Source organism: Terriglobales bacterium, from assembly GCA_035543055.1.
Lineage (GTDB): Bacteria > Acidobacteriota > Terriglobia > Terriglobales > Acidobacteriaceae > JAIQFD01.
The window spans coordinates 1-19,777 of sequence record DATKKJ010000058.1; the positions used below are offsets into that span (position 1 = coordinate 1).

Below are 19,777 nucleotides of genomic sequence, written 5' to 3' on the forward strand. Positions count from 1 at the left end.
GGTGGGCGAGGAAGTGGAGATCGTGGGCTTCCGCGAGACCCGCAAGACGGTGGTGACGGGCGTGGAGATGTTCAAGAAGCAGCTGGACGAGGGCATGGCGGGGGACAACGCCGGGCTCTTGCTGCGCGGCACGGGCAAGGAAGAGGTGGAGCGGGGCATGGTGATCGCCAAGCCGGGCTCGATCACGCCCCACACCAAGTTCAAGGCCGAGGTGTACGTGCTGTCGAAGGAAGAGGGGGGGCGGCACACGCCGTTCTTCAAGGGCTACCGGCCGCAGTTCTACTTCCGGACCACGGACGTGACCGGGGTGGCGGAACTGCCCACGGGGACGGAGATGGTGATGCCGGGGGACAACGTGGCGCTGACGGTGGAGCTGATCACCCCGGTGGCCATGGAGAAGGGGCTGCGCTTCGCCATCCGCGAAGGCGGACGCACGGTGGGCGCCGGCACCATCTCGGAGATCCTGCAGTGATTGCGTAGCGACGGGCGTCTCGCCCGTCGCTCTGACAAAACAATATGCGCGGCATGCAACCAGCCGCTGGCTCTTTGAGGAAGTGAAACGTGATTGGAAAAGACAGAATCCGGATAAGGCTGAAGGCCTACGACTACCGCGTGCTCGACCAGTCCACCGGCGAGATCGTGGAGACCGCGCGGCGTACGGGCGCGCAGATCGCGGGCCCCATCCCGCTGCCCACGGTGAAGAACAAGTACTGCGTGCTGCGTTCGCCGCACGTGGACAAGAAGTCGCGGGAGCAGTTCGAGATCCGCACCCACAAGCGCCTGCTCGACATCCTGGAGCCGACGCAGCAGACGGTCGATGCCTTGATGAAGCTCGACTTGCCCGCCGGCGTGGACGTGGAGATCAAGGCGTTCGGGAAAGAGCACAAGTAGCTAGTAGCTGGTAGTTAGTAGCTAGGAAAACCTACAGTCCCCGCTGGGGATGATGAGGAAGAGAAGACAATGATCACGGGAATCCTGGGCAAGAAAGTCGGCATGACGCAGCTCTTCGACGCGAAGGGCGACGTGCGGCCCATCACGGTGCTGCAAGCCGGCCCCTGCGTGGTGACGCAGAAGAAGAACGCCGCCAAGGAAGGCTACGACGCGGTGCAGATCGGCCTGGTGGAGTTCGTCAAGGGCACGCACGTGAACAAGGCCATGGCCGGGCATTTCGGCAAGCACAACGTACCGCCGGTGAAGTTCATGCGCGAGGTCGCCATCCAGGCGGTCGCGGACGGCGACGCGGACAAGCAGGTCAACGTCGGAGACAAGGTCCTGGTGGACATCTTCGACGGCGAGAAGTTCGTGGACGTCACCGGCACCAGCAAGGGACGCGGCTTCGCGGGAGTGGTCAAGCGTCACCATTTCGCGGGCGGCCCCAAGTCGCATGGTTCCATGTTCACCATCAACGGTTCCATCGGGTCGTCGGCCTTCCCCTCGCGCGTGTTCCCGGGGATGCGTATGGCCGGGCACATGGGCCAGGCGCGGGTGACGGTGCGCAACCTGCGGGTGGTGGGCATCGACCTCGACGAGAACCTGCTGATGGTCGAGGGTGCGGTGCCGGGGCCCAAGGACGGCTACGTCATCATCTGCAAAGCCAAGAAGCCGCCCAGAGAGCGCCGCGGCTTCGCCGGCGAGGGCACCATCGATCCGCTGAAGGCTTCGAAGCGCAAGGCTGTGAAGAAGTGACCGCGTTTGGCGGCGTCTGAGCCCGCCGCGGTCATCCTGAGCGACTCGCGAAGGATCAAGGAAGAAGAGTTATGGCATCGATCGACGTTTTGGATCTGACCGGCAAGAAAGTGGGCTCGCTCGAGCTGTCCGAAGAAGTCTTCGGGGCGGTGAACGAGGACCTGCTGTGGGAAGCGGTCAAGCACTATCGCGCCGGACAGCGCGCCGGGACGCACGCCACCAAGAACCGCAAGCTGGTGTCGGGCTCGGGCAAGAAGCTGTGGCGGCAGAAGGGCACGGGGCGCGCCCGCGTGGGCTCCATCCGCTCGCCGCTGTGGCGGCATGGCGGCACGGTGCACGGGCCGCAGCCGCGCTCCTACGAGTACGACTTTCCCCGCAAGAAGCTGCTGGGCGCGCTGCGCTCGGCGCTGGCGGCCAAGTTCGCCGACGGCAAGCTGACCGTGGTCGAGAATTTCGACCTGGGTGAAGCGAAGACCAAGGCCTTCCGCCAGGCGCTCGATGCGCTCAAGGTGGACAAGACCGCGCTGCTGGTCGAGGTCGCGAAGAAAGAGAACCGGAACCTGGAACTGAGCTCGCGCAACCTCGAGGGCGTGGAGCTGGTGCGAGGGCACCAGGTACATCCGTATCACCTCCTGCGCTATGACCGCGCGGTGTTCTCGCGGCCGGCACTGGAGAAGCTGCAGAACTCGCTGGCGGCTTCGGCCTCGCGGCGGAAAGCGGAGGTCGCGTAATGAAGAGCGCGTATCAGATCATCCGCAAGCCGGTGATCACGGAAAAAGGGCTGGGGGTGAAGGAGACCGAGCACACGCTGGTCTTCGAAGTCGCCGCCAAGGCCACCAAGACCGAGGTCAAAGAGGCGGTGCAGCAGATCTTCAAGGTGAAGGTGGATTCGGTGCGCACCGCAAACTTCCAGGGCAAGGAGCGGCGGCGCGGGCGTTTCGCCGGCTACCGGTCCGACTGGAAGAAGGCGTACGTGAAGCTGAAGGCCGGCGAAAAGATGCCGGAGTACGCACAGAATATGTAGTCAGGAGTCGGTAGTCGGGAGTCAGCGATTCCCGGCGAAGGCCAAGGGCCAAGAGCCAAGAGCCGAAAGCAAAGAGCGAATCTTATGGCGATCAAGACATACAGACCGGTAACCCCGTCGCGGCGCTTCATCACCACGCTGGTGAACGAAGAGATCACGGCGGACCGTCCGCACAAGCCGCTGCTCGAGCCCAAGAAGCGCACGGGCGGGCGGCGCAATGCGGGCGACATCACCTCGTGGCACCGGGGCGGCGGCCACAAGCGCCAACTCCGCATGGTGGACTTCAAGCGCGACAAGACCGGCATCCCGGCCACCGTCGCCTCCATCGAGTACGACCCCAACCGTTCGGCGCGCCTGGCGCTGCTGCACTACGCCGACGGCGAGAAGCGCTACATCCTGGCGCCGGTGGGGGTGCAGGTCGGCCAGAAGCTGGTGAGCGGCGCCGACGCCGACATCCTGGTAGGTAATGCGCTGCCGCTGCGCAACATCCCGCCCGGCACTACGGTGCACAACATCGAACTGCGTCCGGGCAAGGGCGCGCAGATGGTGCGCTCGGCCGGCGGCGCGGCGCAGTTGGTGGCCAAGGAAGGCGACTACGCACTGGTGAAGCTGCCTTCGGGCGAGACCCGCAAGGTCCTGATCGACTGCATGGCCACCATCGGCCAGGTCGGCAACCTCGACCACGAGAACGTCGCCTTCGGCAAGGCGGGCCGCAAGCGCTGGCTGGGACGTCGCTCGGTGAACCGCGGCGTCGCCATGAACCCGGTGGACCACCCGCACGGAGGAGGCGAGGGCAAGACCTCCGGCGGACGTCACCCGGTCACTCCGTGGGGACAGCCCACCCGCGGCTACAAGACCCGTAACAACAAGCGCACCGACGCGTTCATCGTCAGTCGGCGGCAGAAATAAAGAGTAGAGATATGCCACGTTCACCGAAGAAAGGGCCGTTCATCGATTCGCACCTGATGGTGAGGATCGAGGGCATGAACCGGAGCAACGAGAAGAAGGTCGTGCGCACCTGGTCGCGGCGTTCCACCGTCCATCCGGACATGGTCGGCCACACCATCGCGGTGCACAACGGCAAGAAGTTCATCCCCGTGTACATCACCGAGAACATGGTGGGTCACAAGCTGGGAGAGTTCTCCCCGACCCGCATCTTCAAGGGGCACGGCATCAAGGGTGCCGCGGAAGCCGCGGCCGCGGCGGCGGCGCGTCCGGCGGGCGTTCCCGGCGGTCCGGGCGCCATCGTGCCCTCGGCCCCGGCGGCGGGCGGTGCGGCTCCGGCAATTCCGGCCCCGAAGAGTTAACGAGAGACGATCATGGAATTCAGAGCAGAAGGAAAGTACATCCGAGTCTCGCCGCAGAAGGCGCGCCTGGTGCTGGACCTGATCAAGGGGCGCCGGGTGGAGGAAGCGATGAACACCCTCACCTTCACCAAGAAGGGCATCGCTCCCGACGTCGCCAAGCTGCTGCGCTCGGCCATCGAGAACGCCAACTACCTGAGCTCCGAGAAGGGGCTCGACGTGGACGTGGACAATCTCTACGTGAAGCGGGCCATCGCCAACGAAGGCCCGCGCATGAAGCGCATCCGGCCGGCGCCGCAAGGGCGGGCCTACCGCTACCAGCGCCGCATGTCGCACATCGAGATCGCGCTCGCCGAGAAGGGCAAGAACGGCGCCGAAGCGGTGGCCACCGTGGTCGGCGAGGAAGAACAGCCGGCGCCGCGCGCCAAGGGCAAATCAAAGGCCAGGAGAGGATAGCCATGGGACAGAAGGTCCATCCTTACGGGTTCCGCCTCGGCTACACCAAGCCGTGGAAGTCGCGCTGGTACGTGGAGCGTGACTACGAGAAGCTGCTGCTCGAGGACGTGAAACTGAAGAACGAGCTGCGCGAGAAGCTCAAGTCGGCGGGCGTCAGCTCGGTGGAGATCGAGCGTCCGGGCAACAAGCTGCGCATCATCATCCGCACCGCGCGCCCGGGCATCATCATCGGCCGCAAGGGGGCGGAGATCGACAAGCTGAAGCAGGAGCTGCAGAAGCGCACCTCGCGCGACGTGTTTATCGACATCCAGGAGGTGCACAAGCCGGAGCTCGACGCCCAGCTCGTCTCCGAGTCGATCGCGCTGCAGCTGGAGAAGCGGGTGGGCTTCCGCCGCGCCATGCGCAAGGCGGTGGATTCGGCTCTGCGCTTCGGCTGCAAGGGGATCAAGGTGCGGGTCTCGGGCCGGCTGAACGGCAACGAGATCGCGCGCTCGGAGTGGTACCTGCAGGGACGCCTGCCGCTGCACACGTTGCGTGCCGACATCGATTACGGCTTCAGCGAGGCCCGCACCACCTACGGCGTCATCGGGGTGAAGTGCTGGGTCTATCGCGGCGAGATCCTGCAGGAGAAGAAGCGCCAGCCGCAGGCAGCGCCTGCCGGCGGATTCTGAGATCTTTGGTCGAGAGAATTGACTTATGTTGATGCCAAAAAAGGTTAAGTACAGAAAACAGCAGCGCGGGCGGCGGGCCGGCAAGGCCTGGCGCGGGTCCACGCTGGCCTTCGGCGATTACGGCCTGAAGGTGCTCGAACCCGGCTACATCACCGACCGGCAGATCGAAGCCAGCCGCGTGGCCATGACGCGCTTCGTCAAGCGCGGCGGCAAGATCTGGCTGCGCCTGTTCCCCGATAAGCCGGTCACCAAGAAGCCAGCCGAGACCCGTATGGGCAAAGGCAAGGGCGCTCCCGACCACTGGGTGGCGGTGGTCCGCCCGGGCAAGATCCTGTTCGAGATGGAGGGCGTGACCCTGGCCGAGGCCGACGAGGCGCTGCGCCTGGCGGCGCACAAGCTGCCGCTGAAGACCCGGGTCGTGGCCCGCGAGGGGGTGCACTGATGGCGAAGACCGCCGAACGCAAGCCGCCGGCCAACGCCTTCTCGCGCCGCGAGAACAAGGACGTCGAGAAGCTGCGCAACCTCTCGGACAATGAGCTCGTGGCCCGCCAGCGCGACCTCAACGACCAGCTCTTCCGCCTGAAGTTCCAGATGAAGATGGGACAGACGGAGAGCCTGAAGAAGATCCGCGACCTGCGCCGCGACCTGGCCCGTGTGAAGACCATCGCGCGCGGCCGCACCCAGGGCCTGGAGCCCACCGGAACGGAGAAGAAGTGATGGCTGACACGAACCAGCAGGCGGAGAAGTCCCGCCGCAACACCAAGATCGGCTACGTGGTGTCCACCAAGATGGCGAAGACCATCGTGGTCGAGACCACGCGCCAGAAGGCGCACCCGCTGTATCGCCGGGTGGTCTCGCGCTCCAAGAAGTTCTACGCGCACGACGAGAACAACACCGCCCGGGTGGGCGATGTGGTCCGGATCGAGGAGACCCGGCCCATGTCGCGGCTGAAGCGCTGGCGGCTGAAGGACATCATCCAGCGCGCCGCCCTCGTGCCGTCGGCCGAGGAAACCCCGGAAGGGAAGCTGGCGTAAGGCTCGGGAGATCAGGGAGAGACGCGTATGGCAGTCATGATGAGAACGATGCTCGATGTCGCCGACAACAGCGGCGCGCGCCGGCTGCAGATGATCCTGCCGCTGGGCGGCGGCGCCGGCCTGGTGGCCCATCTCGGCGACGTGGTCACCGCCAGCGTCAAGGAAGCCTCGCCCGACGGCCAGGTGCAGAAGGGCAAAGTGGTGAAGGCGGTGATCGTGCGCACCCGCAAGGAGCACCGGCGCAAGGACGGCACCTATATCCGCTTCGACCAGAACGCCGCCGTGCTCATCAACGAGGCCGGCGAGCCGGTCGGGACGCGCGTCTTCGGGCCGGTGGCCCGCGAGCTGCGCGAAAAGAAATTCTTGAAGATCGTGTCGCTGGCCCCGGAGGTCCTCTAGCCTCCGCCCCGGCGGAGATTGGGAAAAGCTTATGTCACGAGTGAACGTCGATATCCGGCGCAACGATACGGTGCGGGTCATGACCGGGCGCGACAAGGGCAAGGAAGGGCGCGTGCTGCGCGTCTTCCCCAGCGACCGCAAGATCCTGGTCGAGCACGTCGCCATGGTGAAGAAGAACGTCCGGCCCAACCCGCAGAAGAACATCAAAGGCGGCGTGGCCGAGCAGGAGAGCCGCATCTCGATCTCCAACGTGAAGCTGGTCTGCGGCACCTGCGGGCCGGCGCGAGTGAAGCACGAGCTGCACGGCGACCGCTACCAGCGCGTCTGCCACCGTTGCGGCGCGCCGTTGGAAAAATGAGCACCTCACGAACCCGTCGAACCGGAAACCGTGAGAGAAGGTAGAGAGAAGGAAATGGCTGACAAGCCGGAGAAGAAGGAAAAGAAGGCCAAGGGCGGGGAGCCGGCGAAGGAAGCGGCGCCCCCGGAGCGTCCGCGGGCCAGCGCCAAGGAGCGTCCGCGGCTGCGCGCCCGCTTCGAGAAGGAGATCGCTCCTTCCTTGCTGAAAGAGCTGGAGCTGAAGAACCCGATGGCGGTGCCGCGCCTGCACAAGATCGTGCTCAACATGGGGGTAGGGGAGGCCACGCAGAACGCCAAGATCCTCGATCCGGCGGCCACCGAACTCGGCCAGATCACCGGCCAGAAGCCGGTCGTCACCAAGGCCAAGAAGTCCATTGCCGCCTTCAAGGTGCGCGAGGGGATGCCCATCGGGGTGATGGTCACGCTGCGCGGCGACCGCATGTACGAGTTCTTCGACCGGCTGGTGAATGTGGCGCTGCCGCGGGTGCGCGACTTCCGCGGCGTCTCCACCAAGTCGTTCGACGGCCGCGGCAACTACACCCTGGGGCTCCGGGACCAGCTGGTCTTCCCGGAGATCGACTACGCCAAGGTGGACAAGATGAAGGGCATGAACGTGACCATCGTCACCACGGCCAAGGACGACAACCAGGCCCGGGCGCTGCTCAAGCACATGGGCATGCCGTTCCGGGCGCAGTAAGGATTCGAAGGGAAAACATGGCAACGACCGCAAAACGAGTGAAGGACGCAGGCAAACCGAAGTTCTCGACCCGGCAGCACAACCGCTGCAAGATCTGCGGGCGCCCGCGCGGATACCTGCGCAAGTTCGGCATCTGCCGCTTGTGCTTCCGCGGGCTGGCGCTCAGGGGCGAGATCCCCGGCGTGTCCAAGTCGTCCTGGTAAGACGTTTCACGTTTCGCGTTTCAAGTTTCGCGCGAAACGAGGAACGGGAAACGCGCAACGAAGTAAGAACCGTCGCCGCAGGTTCCCCGGCTGGCCGGGGCGAACGGGCGACGCGAGGAGAGCAATAGATGAGTTTGACCGATCCGGTGGCAGATTTCCTGGCTCGCATCCGCAATGCGATCCATGCCCGGCACCAGAAGCTCGATGTTCCGACCTCCAAGCTGAAGCTGGAGCTGGCCCGCATCCTGAAGGAAGAGGGCTACATCGCCAACTTCAAGCCGGTGGACGAGGGCGGCCACAAGCTGCTGCGCGTCTACCTGAAGTATGGCGCGAACAACGAGGCGGTGATCACCAACCTGGCGCGGGTGTCGCGTCCGGGATGCCGCGTGTACGTCGGCCGCAACGAGATCCCCCGGGTGCTGGGCGGGCTGGGCATCAACATCCTGACCACTCCCAAGGGAGTCATGACCGGCCGCCAGGCCCGCAAGCAGGGCGTCGGCGGCGAAGTCCTCTGCGAGATCTGGTAACGGCGAGAAGAAGAGAACCGATATGTCGCGAATTGGAAAAAAACCTATTCCCATCCCGCAGGGCGTGGACGTGCAGGTGCAGGGCAACGTGGTGGCGGTGAAGGGCCCCAAGGGCCGGGTCGAGACCCGCATCCCGGAAGGCGTCACCCTGGAGCGCAAGGACGGGCACCTGGTGGCCAGCCGCAGCGGCGACGACAAGGCCGCGGTCCACGGGCTGGTGCGCGCCCTGGTCAATAACGCCGTCGAAGGCGTGACCAAGGGTTGGTCGAAGGAACTGGAGATCGTGGGCATCGGCTACCGCGCCGAGATGAAGGGGAAGAGCGTCGTGGTGTTCTCGCTCGGTTACTCCCACCCCATTGAGCTGCCGGTCCCCGAGGGCATCACCATCGCGGTGGACGCCAAGCAGACGCGCCTGACCATCAGCGGCATCGACCGCCAGAAGGTCGGGCAGGTGGCGGCCGACATCCGCGGGCTGCGCCCGCCGGACCCGTACAAGAACAAGGGCGTGCGCTACGTCGGCGAGCGCCTGAAGAAGAAGGTCGGCAAGACCGGAGCGAAATAACAACGTGCGGCCTGGGGCCGTACGTAGGTAAGGGAAAACGATGATTCCGCAGATCACGAAGAACGACGTCCGGCAGCGGGTGCATAAGCGCATCCGCGCGAAGCTGAGCGGCACCGCCGAGCGGCCGCGCCTGAACGTGTACCGCTCGCTGAACCATATCTACGCCCAGGTCATCGACGACATGGGGGGCAAGACCATCGTGTCGGCGAGCACCCGCGAAGCCAAGATCAAGACCGGCGGGAACCTGGCGGCCGCCAAAGAAGTGGGCAAGCAGATCGCCCAGAAGGCGAAGGCCAAGGGCGTAGAGAAGGTGGTCTTCGACCGCGGCGGCTACCTGTACCACGGCCGCATCAAGGCCCTGGCCGATGCCGCCCGCGAGGCAGGATTGAAATTTTAGTGAATTCACCCCGAGAGGGGCGCAATAGATTCGAGAGAGAACATGCCAACTGTCAAGAAGAGACTCGATGCCGGAAGTTACCAGCTGAAGGACCAGGTGGTCTCCATCAACCGCGTCACCAAGGTGGTGAAGGGCGGCAAGAACCTGTCGTTCGCGGCGCTGGTAGTGGTGGGCGATCCCGGTTCCGCGGTGGTCGGCTACGGCTCCGGCAAGGCGAAGGAAGTGCCCCAGGCGATCCGCAAAGGGATCGAGGCGGCCAAGAAGAACCTGATGAAGGTCAACATCACCCAGACCAGCATCCCGCACAGCGTGCTGGGGCGCTTCGGCTCGGGGATGGTGCTGCTGAAGCCGGCGCCGGAAGGCACCGGGGTGATCGCCGGTGGGGCGGTGCGCGCCGTCATCCAGTCGGCGGGCATCCAGAATGTGCTGACCAAGTCCATCGGGACCGCCAACCCGCACAACGTGGTAAAGGCCACCTTCGACGCTCTCAAGAAACTCCGCGATCGCCAGGAAGTGGCGGCGATGCGCGGCAAGCAGGTGGAGGAGCTCTAAGCCATGCCGGTCAACAAGAAGATCCGCATCAAATGGGTGCGCTCGGCCATCCAGGCTCCGGTGAAGCACAAGAAGGTCATCAAGGGGCTGGGCTTCACGCGCCTCAACCAGGTCATCGAGCGCGAAGACACGCCCTCGATCCGCGGCATGGTGAATGCCGTGCCGCACCTTGTCCAGATCGTGGACAACGCCGCGGCGAAATAAGGATCTCAGATCATGAACCTTTCAACAGTTCGAGCACCGAAAAAGGCGTCGGAGAACCGCAAGCGGGTGGGACGCGGCATGGGGTCGGGCATGGGCAAGACCTCCACCCGCGGCCACAAGGGCCAGCGCTCCCGCTCCGGCTCGCGCATGATGCGCGGCTTCGAGGGCGGCCAGATGCCGCTGCACCGCCGCCTGCCCAAGCGCGGCTTCACCAACATCTTTCGCGTCGAGTATGCCATCGTGAACCTGGAGCGCTTGGCGGACTTGGGCACTCGGGAGATCACGCCCGAAGTGCTGGTCAAGGCCGGACTCGCCGGCAAGAACGACCGGGTAAAGGTGCTGGGCGACGGTGAGCTGAAGTCGGCGCTTACCGTGCGCGCCCATAAGTTCTCCAAGTCGGCGGAGGAGAAGATCACCAAGGCCGGCGGGAGGGCCGAGGTCATCGGCGGGGCGGGGCCGGAGAAGCCGGCCGCCAAAGCGGAGAAGTCGGCCGCGAAAGCCGAGAAACCGGCTGCCAAGCCCAGGCAGGGGACCCCCAAGGAACAGTAAATGGTCGAGAAGCTGCTCAACATCTTCCGCGTTCCGGACCTCCGCAAGCGCATCCTGTTCACGCTGGGATTGCTGGCGGTGTACCGCCTGGGTGGGCACATTCCCACCCCCGGCATCAACGCCGACCTGCTGCAGCAGTTCTTCGAGCAGAACGCGGGCAGTTTCCTGGGGTTCATCGATTTGTTCAGCGGCGGACAGTTGCGCCGCCTGACCGTCTTCGCTCTGGGCATCATGCCCTACATCACGGCCTCCATCATCCTGCAGTTGCTAACCGTGGTGTATGAGCCGCTGGCCCGGCTGCAGAAGGAAGGCGAGCTGGGGCGCAAGAAGATCACCAAGTGGACGCGCTACCTGACCGTGGGCCTGAGCGCCATGCAGTCGCTCGGCATCGCCGTCACCCTGCAGCGTTCGACCGCCGCGGGGACGCAATTCGTCACTACTCCCGGCCCCGGCTTCATCCTGATGACGATGATCACGCTGACCGCGGGCTCGGCCTTCATCATGTGGCTGGGCGAGCAGATCACCGAACGTGGTATCGGCAACGGCATGTCGCTGCTCATCTTTGCCGGCATCGTGGTCGGCCTGCCCCGGGGCGTCGCCGACCTGATCGACAAGGCCCGCACCGAGGCCTGGGGGCCGTTCACCCCCATCGCCCTGGCGCTGCTGATCGGGGTCATGGTCGTGGTGGTGATGTTCATCGTGTTCGTGGAGCGCAGCGAGCGCCGCATCCCGGTGCAGTACGCCAAGCGCGTGGTCGGGCGGCGGGTCATGGGCGGACAGAGCACGCACCTGCCGCTGCGGGTCAACACCGGCGGCGTCATGCCGGTCATCTTCGCCAGCTCCATCCTGACCTTCCCGCAAACCGTCGGATTCGCGCTGCGCGACAACCGCTATTTCGGGCCGATGCTGCGCGCCCTGGGCTGGGGCGAGCCGCTCTACACCCTGCTCTACGCCGTGGGCATCATCTTCTTCGCGTACTTCTACGTGTCCATCGTGTTCAACCCGCGCGAGGTCGCCGACAACATGCGCAAGTACGGGGGGTTCATCCCCGGCATCCGCCCTGGCGCCCGCACCGAGAACCACATCAACGAGATCCTGACCCGCATCACGCTGGTCGGCGGACTGTACCTGATCATCATCTCCCTCATCCCGGAGTGGATGATCACCGGCATCCATCTCAACCACCTGCCGGGAGCAGTGGGAGCGTTCTTCGAGCGCTTGCCGGCGTGGGTGACCAACGGCCTGGGCGTGACTTTCTACTTCGGCGGCACGTCGCTGCTGATCGTGGTGGGCGTGGCCATGGACACGGTGCAACAGATCGAGGCGCAACTGATCATGCGCCACTATGACGGGTTCACCCCGCGCAGCGGACGCATCCGCGGCCGCCGCGCCTGGACGTAGTTGTTGGGGCGCGGCTTCAGCCGCGCCGCGGAGCACTAAGAAGGGAGCGGCTTTAGCCGCTGAGGGCGTGCTGGATTCTGGGCTCTGACGTTGCAAGACCGCTTGCAGGTTGGAGGTCACAAATGGGTTCACAGGCGGGAACAGTGCTCGATCCGAAGTCGCGCAACACAGGTCCGGTGATCCTGCTGGGCGCGCCCGGCGCGGGCAAGGGCACGCAGGCAAAGTTGATCGCGGAGCGCTACGGCATTCCGCAGATCTCGACCGGTGACATCCTGCGCGACAACGTCGCCCGGGGCACCGAGTTGGGCAAGAAGGCCAAGGCCGTCATGGAAGGCGGCGGGCTGGTTTCCGACGACCTGGTTTGCGCCATGGTCGCGGACCGGCTCAAGCAGGCGGACTGCAAGCGCGGGTTCATCCTCGACGGATTCCCCCGCACGGTCGCCCAGGCAGAGTGGCTGGACAGGCATCTGACGGACAACGTCTCGTTCTTTGATAAAGGGAAACCGTACAAGATCCCGCCCGTTGTGATCAACATCAAGGTGGGCTATAATCAATTGTTGCAGCGACTTACGGGTCGCCGTTCTTGTCCCACCTGCGGGCGGATCTACAACGTCTACTTCCAGCCTCCTCGCTCTGAAGGCATCTGCGACGTGGATGGGGGGAAGCTCGTCACGCGTAAGGACGACACCGAAGAGGTCATCTCCGAGCGCCTGAAGGCATACGAGCGGCAGACGCTGCCTCTGGCCGATTTCTATCGCGGCAAACGTCAGTTGCGCGAGGTGGACGGCGAAGGCTCCGTGGAGTCGATCACGGGAGCGATGTTCAAGGTTGTCGAGAATGCCGATCGTCTGTAAGTCGCCGTCGGAACTGGAGAAGATGCGGCGCAGCGGGCACGCGGTGCGCGAGGTGCTGGACACGGTGAGAGGCCTGGTCCGTCCGGGCGTCACCACCATGGACCTGGAGCGGGCCGCCGAGCGGAAGATCCGCGAACTGGGCGGGGCGCCGGCTTTCAAGGGGTACCAGGATTACCCTTGTGTGCTCTGCACCTCGGTGAACTCGGAGATCGTGCACGGCATCCCGTCAGAGCGGCGCGCGCTGAAGGAAGGCGACATCGTCTCCATCGATTGCGGCGTGGTGCTCGATGGTTACTACGGCGATGCCGCCGTCACCGTGCCGGTAGGCGAGGTGAAGCCGGAGGTCGCCAAGCTGCTCGAGGTGACCGAGCAGTCGCTGTACAAGGGCATCGAGAAGATGCGCATCGGCAACACCGTGCAGGATGTCGGCTCCGCGGTGCAGGACTGGGTGGAGAAGCACGGGTTCAGCGTGGTGCGGGAGTTCGTCGGCCACGGCATCGGGACCCAGTTGCACGAGGACCCGCAGGTGCCCAATTACGGCACGCCGGGGCATGGGCCCAAGCTGCGCGAGGGCATGGTGCTGGCCATCGAGCCGATGGTGAACGCCGGCAAGCCCGGCACCCGCGTGCTGGACGACAAGTGGACGGCGGTGACCGAAGACGGCAGCTACAGCGCCCACTTCGAGCACTGCGTGGCAGTCACCAAGAACGGCCCCATGATCTTGACGCAGTAGGTGGAAACGCAGGACTTTGGCCCTGCGAGAGAATCCGATTCAAAGATCAAGCCCCTTTAGGGGGCGAAAGAGGTTCGTGAGTAAAGAAGACGCGATTGAGGTCATGGCAGTGGTGATCGAGCCCCTGCCCAATGCCATGTTCCGAGTGGAACTGGAGAACAAGCACCAGGTGTTAGCGCACGTCTCCGGCAAGATGCGCAAGAACTTCATCCGCATCCTGCCCGGCGACCGGGTCGCGGTGGAACTTTCCCCCTACGACCTGACGCGCGGGCGGATCGTCTACCGGTACAAATAGATTTCGCGAAACGCGAAACGTGAAACGAGAAACGGCTTTATGAAGGTACGGGCATCGGTCAAGAAGATTTGCGACAAGTGCAAGGTCATCCACCGCAAGGGCGTGGTCCGGGTGATCTGCGAAAACTCAAAGCATAAGCAGCGTCAAGGTTGAGGCGTTTAGCGGGCGTGAGCGAAGCGGGAGCCCGCTGCCGAAATCCCGAGCGCAGCGAGGGAGCTCTAAGCATGAAGAGCTTCCGGTACAAGGAGTGATGAATGGCACGCATTGCAGGCGTCGATCTTCCGCGCAACAAGCACGTGAACATCGCGCTGACCTACATCTACGGCATCGGCCATCCGCGCGCGAATCGCATCGTAGCGACCGCCAAGGTGGACCCCATGAAGAAGGTCCAGGACCTGAACGAGGACGAGGTCAACCGCATCCGCCAGGTCATCGAGGCCGAGGGCAACGTCGAAGGCGACCTGCGCAAGGACACCTCGATGCATATCAAGCGGCTGATCGAGATCGGCTCGTACCGCGGCCAGCGCCACCGCCGCAACCTGCCGGTCCGGGGACAGCGTACCCACACCAACGCGCGCACTCGCAAGGGCCCGCGCCGCGGCACGGTGGCGGCCAAGAAGAAAGCGACGGCTAAGACCTAAGAAGGATACTGAGCATGGCGAAGCAACCAGCAGCAGCAGCAGCAGCAGCCGGCGCCGGGACTCCGGAAGCTCCGGCGAAAAAAGGCAAGCGCAAGCAGTTCAAGAAGAAAGAGCGGAAGAACGTTCCGCACGGCGTGGCCCACATCCAGGCGTCGTTCAACAACACCATCGTCACCATCGCCGACCAGGAAGGCCGGGTGTTGTCGTGGAAGAGCTCGGGCTCGCTCGGCTTCCGCGGCAGCCGCAAGGGCACGCCCTTTGCCGCCCAGCAGGCCGCGATGAACGCTGCCAACATGGCCCGCGAGCACGGGCTGCGCAGCGTGGAAGTGCGCGTCAGCGGGCCGGGTTCGGGCCGCGAGTCGGCCATCCGCGCCCTGGCCGCCGCCGGGATCGACGTCAAGTCCATCAAGGACGTGACGCCCGTTCCTCACAACGGCTGCCGCCCGCCCAAGCGGCGCAGAGTTTAGGACGTTTCGCGTTTCAAGTTTCACGTTTCGCGCGAAACGAGAAACACGAAACGTGAAACGATTTTGGATCGGGAAGAAGGGCTTGCCAGCCTGTAAACCGATCGGCACCAGAAACACTGAAGGAGAAAAGAATTGGCTCGTTATAAAGATGCAGTCTGCCGCCTTTGCCGCCGCGAAGGCATGAAATTGTTCCTCAAGGGCACGAAGTGCTTCTCCGAGAAATGTCCCATCGAGAAGCGCAACTTTGCTCCCGGCCAGCACGGGAAGGACCGCAAGGCCAAGATCGTCGGCTACGGCCTCCAGTTGCGCGAGAAGCAGAAAGCCAAGCGCATCTACTTCACCCTGGAGAAGCAGTTCCGCAACTATTTCGAGAAAGCCGCGCGCGCCAAGGGCGTGACCGGCGAGGCGCTGTTGCAGCAGCTGGAGCGCCGTCTCGACAACGTGGTGTACCGCCTGGGATTCGCCATCTCGCGCCGCCAGGCACGCCAGCTGGTCCGGCACGGGCATGTGGCGGTCAACGGCCGCAAGGTGAACATCCCCTCCTTCCAGGTCGCGGTGGGCGATGAAGTTTCGGTCCGCGAGCGCAGCAAGGACCTGGTCGTGATCCAGACTTCAAAGGAGACCACCAGCCACCAGTCGGTCGCGAACTGGCTGGAGGTGGACCGCGACAACAACAAGGGTCGCATCACGGCGCTGCCCAAACGCGAAGACATCAACCTCCCGGTCAACGAGCAGTTGATCGTGGAGCTGTATTCGAAATAAGGCTTAACGAAGGCCCAGCTTTTCGAGCCCGATCAGCCTTGGTCACGAAGATTGCGTCTCATGGGCCGGCGCGATTGACCTTGAGCAGCAGGGCCGAAAGGAGAATAGGTAAACATGCTTTGGAAAGGCTTCCAGAAACCCAAGCGCCTCGCTTCCGAGCCCGAGACCCTCACCGATCGTTACGGTAAGTTCTCGGCGCAGCCGTTCGAGCGCGGCTTCGGCACCACCATCGGCAACGCCCTGCGGCGTGTGCTGCTCTCCTCCATCGAGGGCGCGGCCGTCACCGCGGTCAAGATCGAAGGCGTGCTCCACGAATTCCAGTCCATCCCCGGGGTGGTCGAGGATGCCACCGACATCATCCTCAACCTGAAGCAGATCCCCTTCAAGCTGAACGGGGAAGGTCCGAAGACCATCTACGTGCGCTCCGACCAGCCGGGCGTGGTCACCAGCGGGATGATCGAGGCCGACGCCGACGTCGAGATCCTCGACAAGAATATGTACATCGCGACCATCTCCGAGGGCGGCAAGCTCGACATGGAGATGCGCCTCAAGCGCGGCCGCGGATACGTCTCCGCCGACAAGAACTTCGACGAGGACCTGGGGCTGGGTTACATCCCCATCGACTCGGTGCACTCGCCGGTGCGCAAGTGCAATTACACCGTGGAAGCGGCGCGACTGGGCCAGATCACCGACTACGACAAGCTGACCCTCGAGGTCTGGACCAACGGTTCGGTCACACCGGCCGACGCCATCGGGCTGGCTGCCAAGCTGCTCAAGGACCACATGAGCATCTTCATCAACTTCGAGGAAGAGGTGGAGGCCACGGCGGCGGCTGACGACAGCAAGCCGGAGATCCGCAACGAGAACCTTAACCGTTCGGTCGAGGAGCTCGAGCTCTCGGTGCGCAGCTACAACTGCCTGAAGAATGCCAACATTCAGACCATCGGCGAACTGGTGCAGAAGACCGAAGCCGAGATGCTGAAGACCAAGAACTTCGGGCGCAAGTCGCTCAACGAGATCAAGGAGATCCTGGCCTCGATGGGCCTGAGCCTGGGCATGAAGATCGACGAACACGGCAACGCCGTGCCCGCCGGCCAGGGCTCGAGCTCGGCGGCCATGGGCGCCTATCGCCCCGACCAGTACTAAAGATCGCGTGGGGACGGGCGTCTCGCCCGTCCTGCGCTGAACAAGGAACAAGTCATGCGTCATCGTGTTGCAGGTTGGAAACTCGGACGAAACACCAGTCACCGTCGCGCCTTGCTGCGCAACCTGGTGACTTCGCTCATCCTCGAGGAGCGCATCGAGACCACGGTCCCCAAGGCCAAGGCCATGCGCCCGCACGTGGAGAAGATGATCACCCTGGGCAAGCGCGGCGACGTGTCGGCCCGCCGGCAGGCCGCGGCCTTCCTCATGACCCGCGCCGCCGTGGACAAGCTCTTCGAGATCGCCCCTCGCTTCGGAGACCGCGAAGGCGGCTTCACCCGCCTGATCCGCACCAGCTTCCGTCGCGGCGACGGCGGCGAGAAGGCCTTCATCGAGCTGCTCGGCAGCGAGAAGGTCCTGGAGGCCAAGCGGGAGAAGCGCGCCGAGGCCCGCGCCAAGAAGGCGGAAGAGAGCCGCAAGGCGATGGAAGAGGCCCAGAAAGAAGCGGGTGCAGCCGACACCGGCGCGGCCGGCGAAGGCGGCGAGACCAAGGAATAGCGAACAACGCTTAAGAGAAGTTGGAGCCCGGCCGGGGGCGGCCGGGCTTTTGTTTTGTGGCGCCGTCGAGACTAGTTCTTCGCCAACAGTTCCTCCACTTTCACCTGACCGCCCTTCTCCAACGAGATCACTCGCTTCGCGGTGCGGTATCCATCCATCCTCACCTCGATCTCGTAGTTGCCGGGATTGAGCAGGAACGTGACCGGGGCCGGCTTGGGCACGGCTTGCCCGTTCACCGTCACGGCGGCGCCCTTGGGATTGGTCCTCACCTCCACCATACCCATCTCCCGGTCATTGCTGCCAAAGATCTTCTTGAACTTTCCGACCGTTTTGACCTCCGTCGTGCTGCCGGCGGTCATCAGTTCCGGCGAGTACTTGAACTCCTGCCCGCGGGCCAGCGTGGGCATCGCCGACTGCGGCAGGTAGCCTTCCTTGCGGACAGTGATGTTGTGCTGACCTTCGCTGAGCACCAGCTTGGCCGGCGTCAGCCCGCTCTCTTTGCCATCCACTAGGATCGTGGCTCCCGCCGGCTGGCTGGCCACCGTCACGAACGCGCCGCGCGGCTGCAAGGAAGCGGCCACAAGCGCCTTGCCGCCTGCTGCCACATCGACCTTGCGCGACTCGCTCACGTACCCAGGCTTGCTGAAGATGACAGTGTGGCTGCCCGCGGGGACCCCAGTCTTGGAGAGCGGTCCAGGCTCGGATGCTCCGTCGTCGATCTGCACCAGCGTCCCCGCCGGCTCAACCGAGATCACCAGTTCGCCCGTCGCCGGCGCAGCCGGCAGGGACGGGGCGGGAGCTGCGCCCACCGTTCTCCGTTTTGCCGGTGTTGCCGGATTCGTCCGTGCCGGGCTGGGCTCGGCCGGCGTAGTGCTCAGAACGGTCTCTTCTTTCGGAGACGTTGGTTCCTTGGTGGCCGCGGTTCCCGGTCCAGCGTTCCGGTCTCGCGTGTTCCACAGCGCGATCAGCATCACGACGAGCAAGATCGCGGCAAAGCCCGCCAGCAGCATCGCCGGCTTCTTTCCAGGCGCTGCGGGCGCCTTGATGGGCGCAGGCTCCGGCTCTGCCGGCACTTCTTGCGACTTTGGGGCCGGCTTGATCCAGACTTTTTCGCTGGGCGGCCCAAGAGGAACTGGCGCTGCCACCGGCCTTGGCATGATCACCCGCGAGGGTACCGACTCCACCGCAGGCGCTGCCATCGGCTTCGGCGTGATCACCGGCTTGCCCGATACGCCATACGCGGACACCCTTGCCGGTTTCGGCGTTGGGGCCGATGGGGGTTCGGCTTTGGCCGCCGGCTGCTTCGTCCCCAGGCTCTGGAACCCCTCCAGTTCACGGATCAGGTCCGCCGCCCTCTGGTAGCGGTCGTTCGGGTCTTTGGCCAGGGCCTTGGCCAGCACCGCGCTCAGGCCCGGGTGGATCATGGTGCTCGATTCGTGGGCCGGAGGTGCAAAGCCGTTGAGGATGTTCAGCGCGATCTGCTCCCGCGAACTGCCGCTGAACGCTTTCTTGCCGGTCAGGACCTCATACAGGATGCAGGCCGCGCTGAAAAGGTCGGCGTGCGCGTCCGGGGGCTGCCCACGCAGCAGTTCCGGCGGCAGGTAGGGCAGGTAGGCGACGTCCTCCCGCGCGTCGCTGGCTACCAGGCTGTGCGCGAGCCCGAAATCCAGGATCTTCAGCGTGCCGTCGTCTTCGAAGATCAGGTTCCAGGGCACCAGGTTCCCGTGAAAGATCTTGCGGGCGTGCGCGTGCTCCAGACCGGCGCAGAGCTGGCGCGCTATATCGAGGAACTCGGAGGTGCTGAACTTCTCCCCGTTGCCCAGGCGCTGGAGCAGCGTCGTCCCGGGAATGTACTCCAGCGTCAGGTAGAACAGCTCCTGCAACTCGCCGCCGCCGACCAGGCTGGCTATGTTAGGACTGTTCAGCCCGCCGGCTGCCTTCGCCGCCTCTCGCAGGCGGAGGCGGGCGACATCCGGGTCGGCGCTGAAGCGAGACATGTGGACGATGCGCATCGCCACCTTGCATTGATTCTGCGTGTCGGTGGCCTTGTACACCGCGCCCATGCGGCCGCGCCCGAGCTCCTGCCCCAGCGCAAAGCGGCCGATGCGCGAAGGAGTTGGATTGACTGCGACACCCTGAACCAGATCCGCTGTCGACATAACGGTCCTCGATTTGTTAGGGGGGAGGGCCTTGGCCACGAGCATCGTAAGTCCCCTTGGTCGTACGACGTTAATTACGTCCGGCTATGTCCTACTCGGTACCCGAAGAACATTGTCCGGTCGTGTCCCCGGGCTCGGGGGC

At 64.5% G+C, this 19,777-nt stretch carries 33 protein-coding genes; 32 read left to right on the top strand and 1 reads right to left on the bottom strand.

The window, feature by feature from the left end; translation table 11 throughout:
- From VMS96_04680 to rplQ, 32 genes are all read left to right on the top strand, one after another.
- The coding region (locus VMS96_04680) for an EF-Tu/IF-2/RF-3 family GTPase (protein HVP42700.1) at positions 1-472 on the top strand (472 nt) is incomplete at its 5' end.
- An 89-nt stretch (positions 473-561) separates the two neighbouring features.
- Entirely contained in the window at positions 562-891 is a 330-nt protein-coding gene (rpsJ, locus tag VMS96_04685) for a 30S ribosomal protein S10 (GenBank protein ID HVP42701.1), read from the top strand.
- A gap of 69 nt (positions 892-960) precedes the next feature.
- The gene (gene rplC / locus VMS96_04690) at positions 961-1,686 is read left to right on the top strand and encodes a 50S ribosomal protein L3 (GenBank protein ID HVP42702.1); all 726 of its coding nucleotides are present in this window, start codon (positions 961-963) and stop codon (positions 1,684-1,686) included.
- Between the two features lie 71 nt (positions 1,687-1,757).
- Positions 1,758-2,417 carry a 50S ribosomal protein L4 gene (gene rplD / locus VMS96_04695; protein HVP42703.1) on the top strand — a complete coding sequence of 220 codons (660 nt, stop codon included), beginning with the start codon at positions 1,758-1,760 and terminating at the stop codon, positions 2,415-2,417.
- Positions 2,417-2,710, top strand: coding sequence for a 50S ribosomal protein L23 (locus VMS96_04700; GenBank protein ID HVP42704.1), 294 nt, complete (start codon positions 2,417-2,419; stop codon positions 2,708-2,710). The genes rplD and VMS96_04700 overlap by 1 nt, the downstream gene beginning before the upstream one ends.
- A gap of 84 nt (positions 2,711-2,794) precedes the next feature.
- Positions 2,795-3,619, top strand: a complete 825-nt coding sequence (rplB, locus tag VMS96_04705; protein ID HVP42705.1) for a 50S ribosomal protein L2 — start codon at positions 2,795-2,797, stop codon at positions 3,617-3,619.
- Between the two features lie 11 nt (positions 3,620-3,630).
- Positions 3,631-4,017 (top strand): 30S ribosomal protein S19, encoded by a 387-nt coding sequence (gene rpsS, locus VMS96_04710; protein ID HVP42706.1) that lies wholly within the window; start codon positions 3,631-3,633, stop codon positions 4,015-4,017.
- Positions 4,018-4,029: 12 nt separating this feature from the next.
- Positions 4,030-4,470 carry a 50S ribosomal protein L22 gene (gene rplV, locus VMS96_04715; protein HVP42707.1) on the top strand — a complete coding sequence of 147 codons (441 nt, stop codon included), beginning with the start codon at positions 4,030-4,032 and terminating at the stop codon, positions 4,468-4,470.
- A 2-nt stretch (positions 4,471-4,472) separates the two neighbouring features.
- A complete protein-coding gene (rpsC, locus tag VMS96_04720) occupies positions 4,473-5,141 on the top strand; it encodes a 30S ribosomal protein S3 (GenBank protein ID HVP42708.1) in 669 nt (222 codons plus the stop codon).
- Positions 5,142-5,172: 31 nt separating this feature from the next.
- Positions 5,173-5,583, top strand: coding sequence for a 50S ribosomal protein L16 (gene rplP, locus VMS96_04725; protein ID HVP42709.1), 411 nt, complete (start codon positions 5,173-5,175; stop codon positions 5,581-5,583).
- Positions 5,583-5,858 (top strand): 50S ribosomal protein L29, encoded by a 276-nt coding sequence (gene rpmC, locus VMS96_04730; GenBank protein ID HVP42710.1) that lies wholly within the window; start codon positions 5,583-5,585, stop codon positions 5,856-5,858. Before rplP ends, rpmC begins: the two co-directional genes overlap by 1 nt.
- Positions 5,858-6,175: a 30S ribosomal protein S17 gene (gene rpsQ / locus VMS96_04735; protein HVP42711.1), complete on the top strand. Its 318-nt coding sequence runs from the start codon at positions 5,858-5,860 to the stop codon at positions 6,173-6,175. The genes rpmC and rpsQ overlap by 1 nt, the downstream gene beginning before the upstream one ends.
- Before the next feature lie 27 nt (positions 6,176-6,202).
- Positions 6,203-6,574 (top strand): 50S ribosomal protein L14, encoded by a 372-nt coding sequence (gene rplN, locus VMS96_04740; GenBank protein HVP42712.1) that lies wholly within the window; start codon positions 6,203-6,205, stop codon positions 6,572-6,574.
- A gap of 31 nt (positions 6,575-6,605) precedes the next feature.
- Positions 6,606-6,932, top strand: a complete 327-nt coding sequence (rplX, locus tag VMS96_04745; protein ID HVP42713.1) for a 50S ribosomal protein L24 — start codon at positions 6,606-6,608, stop codon at positions 6,930-6,932.
- Between the two features lie 54 nt (positions 6,933-6,986).
- Positions 6,987-7,628, top strand: a complete 642-nt coding sequence (gene rplE, locus VMS96_04750) for a 50S ribosomal protein L5 (protein ID HVP42714.1) — start codon at positions 6,987-6,989, stop codon at positions 7,626-7,628.
- Positions 7,629-7,645: 17 nt separating this feature from the next.
- Positions 7,646-7,831: a type Z 30S ribosomal protein S14 gene (locus VMS96_04755; GenBank protein ID HVP42715.1), complete on the top strand. Its 186-nt coding sequence runs from the start codon at positions 7,646-7,648 to the stop codon at positions 7,829-7,831.
- A gap of 128 nt (positions 7,832-7,959) precedes the next feature.
- Positions 7,960-8,358, top strand: coding sequence for a 30S ribosomal protein S8 (rpsH, locus tag VMS96_04760; protein ID HVP42716.1), 399 nt, complete (start codon positions 7,960-7,962; stop codon positions 8,356-8,358).
- Positions 8,359-8,380: 22 nt separating this feature from the next.
- Positions 8,381-8,920, top strand: a complete 540-nt coding sequence (rplF, locus tag VMS96_04765) for a 50S ribosomal protein L6 (GenBank protein ID HVP42717.1) — start codon at positions 8,381-8,383, stop codon at positions 8,918-8,920.
- Between the two features lie 40 nt (positions 8,921-8,960).
- Complete coding sequence (gene rplR, locus VMS96_04770; GenBank protein HVP42718.1) at positions 8,961-9,317, top strand: 50S ribosomal protein L18; 357 nt, start codon at positions 8,961-8,963, stop codon at positions 9,315-9,317.
- 42 nt (positions 9,318-9,359) lie between these two features.
- Positions 9,360-9,869, top strand: coding sequence for a 30S ribosomal protein S5 (gene rpsE / locus VMS96_04775; protein HVP42719.1), 510 nt, complete (start codon positions 9,360-9,362; stop codon positions 9,867-9,869).
- A gap of 3 nt (positions 9,870-9,872) precedes the next feature.
- A complete protein-coding gene (gene rpmD / locus VMS96_04780; protein HVP42720.1) occupies positions 9,873-10,073 on the top strand; it encodes a 50S ribosomal protein L30 in 201 nt (66 codons plus the stop codon).
- A 12-nt stretch (positions 10,074-10,085) separates the two neighbouring features.
- A complete protein-coding gene (gene rplO, locus VMS96_04785; GenBank protein HVP42721.1) occupies positions 10,086-10,622 on the top strand; it encodes a 50S ribosomal protein L15 in 537 nt (178 codons plus the stop codon).
- A complete protein-coding gene (gene secY, locus VMS96_04790; protein ID HVP42722.1) occupies positions 10,623-12,023 on the top strand; it encodes a preprotein translocase subunit SecY in 1,401 nt (466 codons plus the stop codon).
- 122 nt (positions 12,024-12,145) lie between these two features.
- Positions 12,146-12,877: an adenylate kinase gene (locus VMS96_04795; protein HVP42723.1), complete on the top strand. Its 732-nt coding sequence runs from the start codon at positions 12,146-12,148 to the stop codon at positions 12,875-12,877.
- Positions 12,861-13,610, top strand: a complete 750-nt coding sequence (gene map / locus VMS96_04800; protein HVP42724.1) for a type I methionyl aminopeptidase — start codon at positions 12,861-12,863, stop codon at positions 13,608-13,610. Before VMS96_04795 ends, map begins: the two co-directional genes overlap by 17 nt.
- Before the next feature lie 76 nt (positions 13,611-13,686).
- Positions 13,687-13,905 carry a translation initiation factor IF-1 gene (gene infA, locus VMS96_04805; GenBank protein HVP42725.1) on the top strand — a complete coding sequence of 73 codons (219 nt, stop codon included), beginning with the start codon at positions 13,687-13,689 and terminating at the stop codon, positions 13,903-13,905.
- Positions 13,906-13,944: 39 nt separating this feature from the next.
- On the top strand, positions 13,945-14,058 hold the full coding sequence (rpmJ, locus tag VMS96_04810; GenBank protein ID HVP42726.1) for a 50S ribosomal protein L36: 114 nt from the start codon (positions 13,945-13,947) through the stop codon (positions 14,056-14,058).
- Between the two features lie 101 nt (positions 14,059-14,159).
- Entirely contained in the window at positions 14,160-14,546 is a 387-nt protein-coding gene (gene rpsM, locus VMS96_04815; GenBank protein ID HVP42727.1) for a 30S ribosomal protein S13, read from the top strand.
- Positions 14,547-14,560: 14 nt separating this feature from the next.
- Positions 14,561-15,013 carry a 30S ribosomal protein S11 gene (gene rpsK, locus VMS96_04820; GenBank protein HVP42728.1) on the top strand — a complete coding sequence of 151 codons (453 nt, stop codon included), beginning with the start codon at positions 14,561-14,563 and terminating at the stop codon, positions 15,011-15,013.
- Between the two features lie 132 nt (positions 15,014-15,145).
- On the top strand, positions 15,146-15,775 hold the full coding sequence (gene rpsD, locus VMS96_04825) for a 30S ribosomal protein S4 (protein HVP42729.1): 630 nt from the start codon (positions 15,146-15,148) through the stop codon (positions 15,773-15,775).
- A 114-nt stretch (positions 15,776-15,889) separates the two neighbouring features.
- On the top strand, positions 15,890-16,921 hold the full coding sequence (locus VMS96_04830) for a DNA-directed RNA polymerase subunit alpha (GenBank protein HVP42730.1): 1,032 nt from the start codon (positions 15,890-15,892) through the stop codon (positions 16,919-16,921).
- A gap of 54 nt (positions 16,922-16,975) precedes the next feature.
- Positions 16,976-17,476 carry a 50S ribosomal protein L17 gene (rplQ, locus tag VMS96_04835; protein HVP42731.1) on the top strand — a complete coding sequence of 167 codons (501 nt, stop codon included), beginning with the start codon at positions 16,976-16,978 and terminating at the stop codon, positions 17,474-17,476.
- Positions 17,477-17,547: 71 nt separating this feature from the next.
- Here rplQ and VMS96_04840 read toward each other — a convergent pair whose 3' ends face one another.
- Positions 17,548-19,635, bottom strand: coding sequence for a PEGA domain-containing protein (locus VMS96_04840; GenBank protein ID HVP42732.1), 2,088 nt, complete (start codon positions 19,633-19,635; stop codon positions 17,548-17,550).
- Positions 19,636-19,777 lie beyond the last annotated feature (142 nt).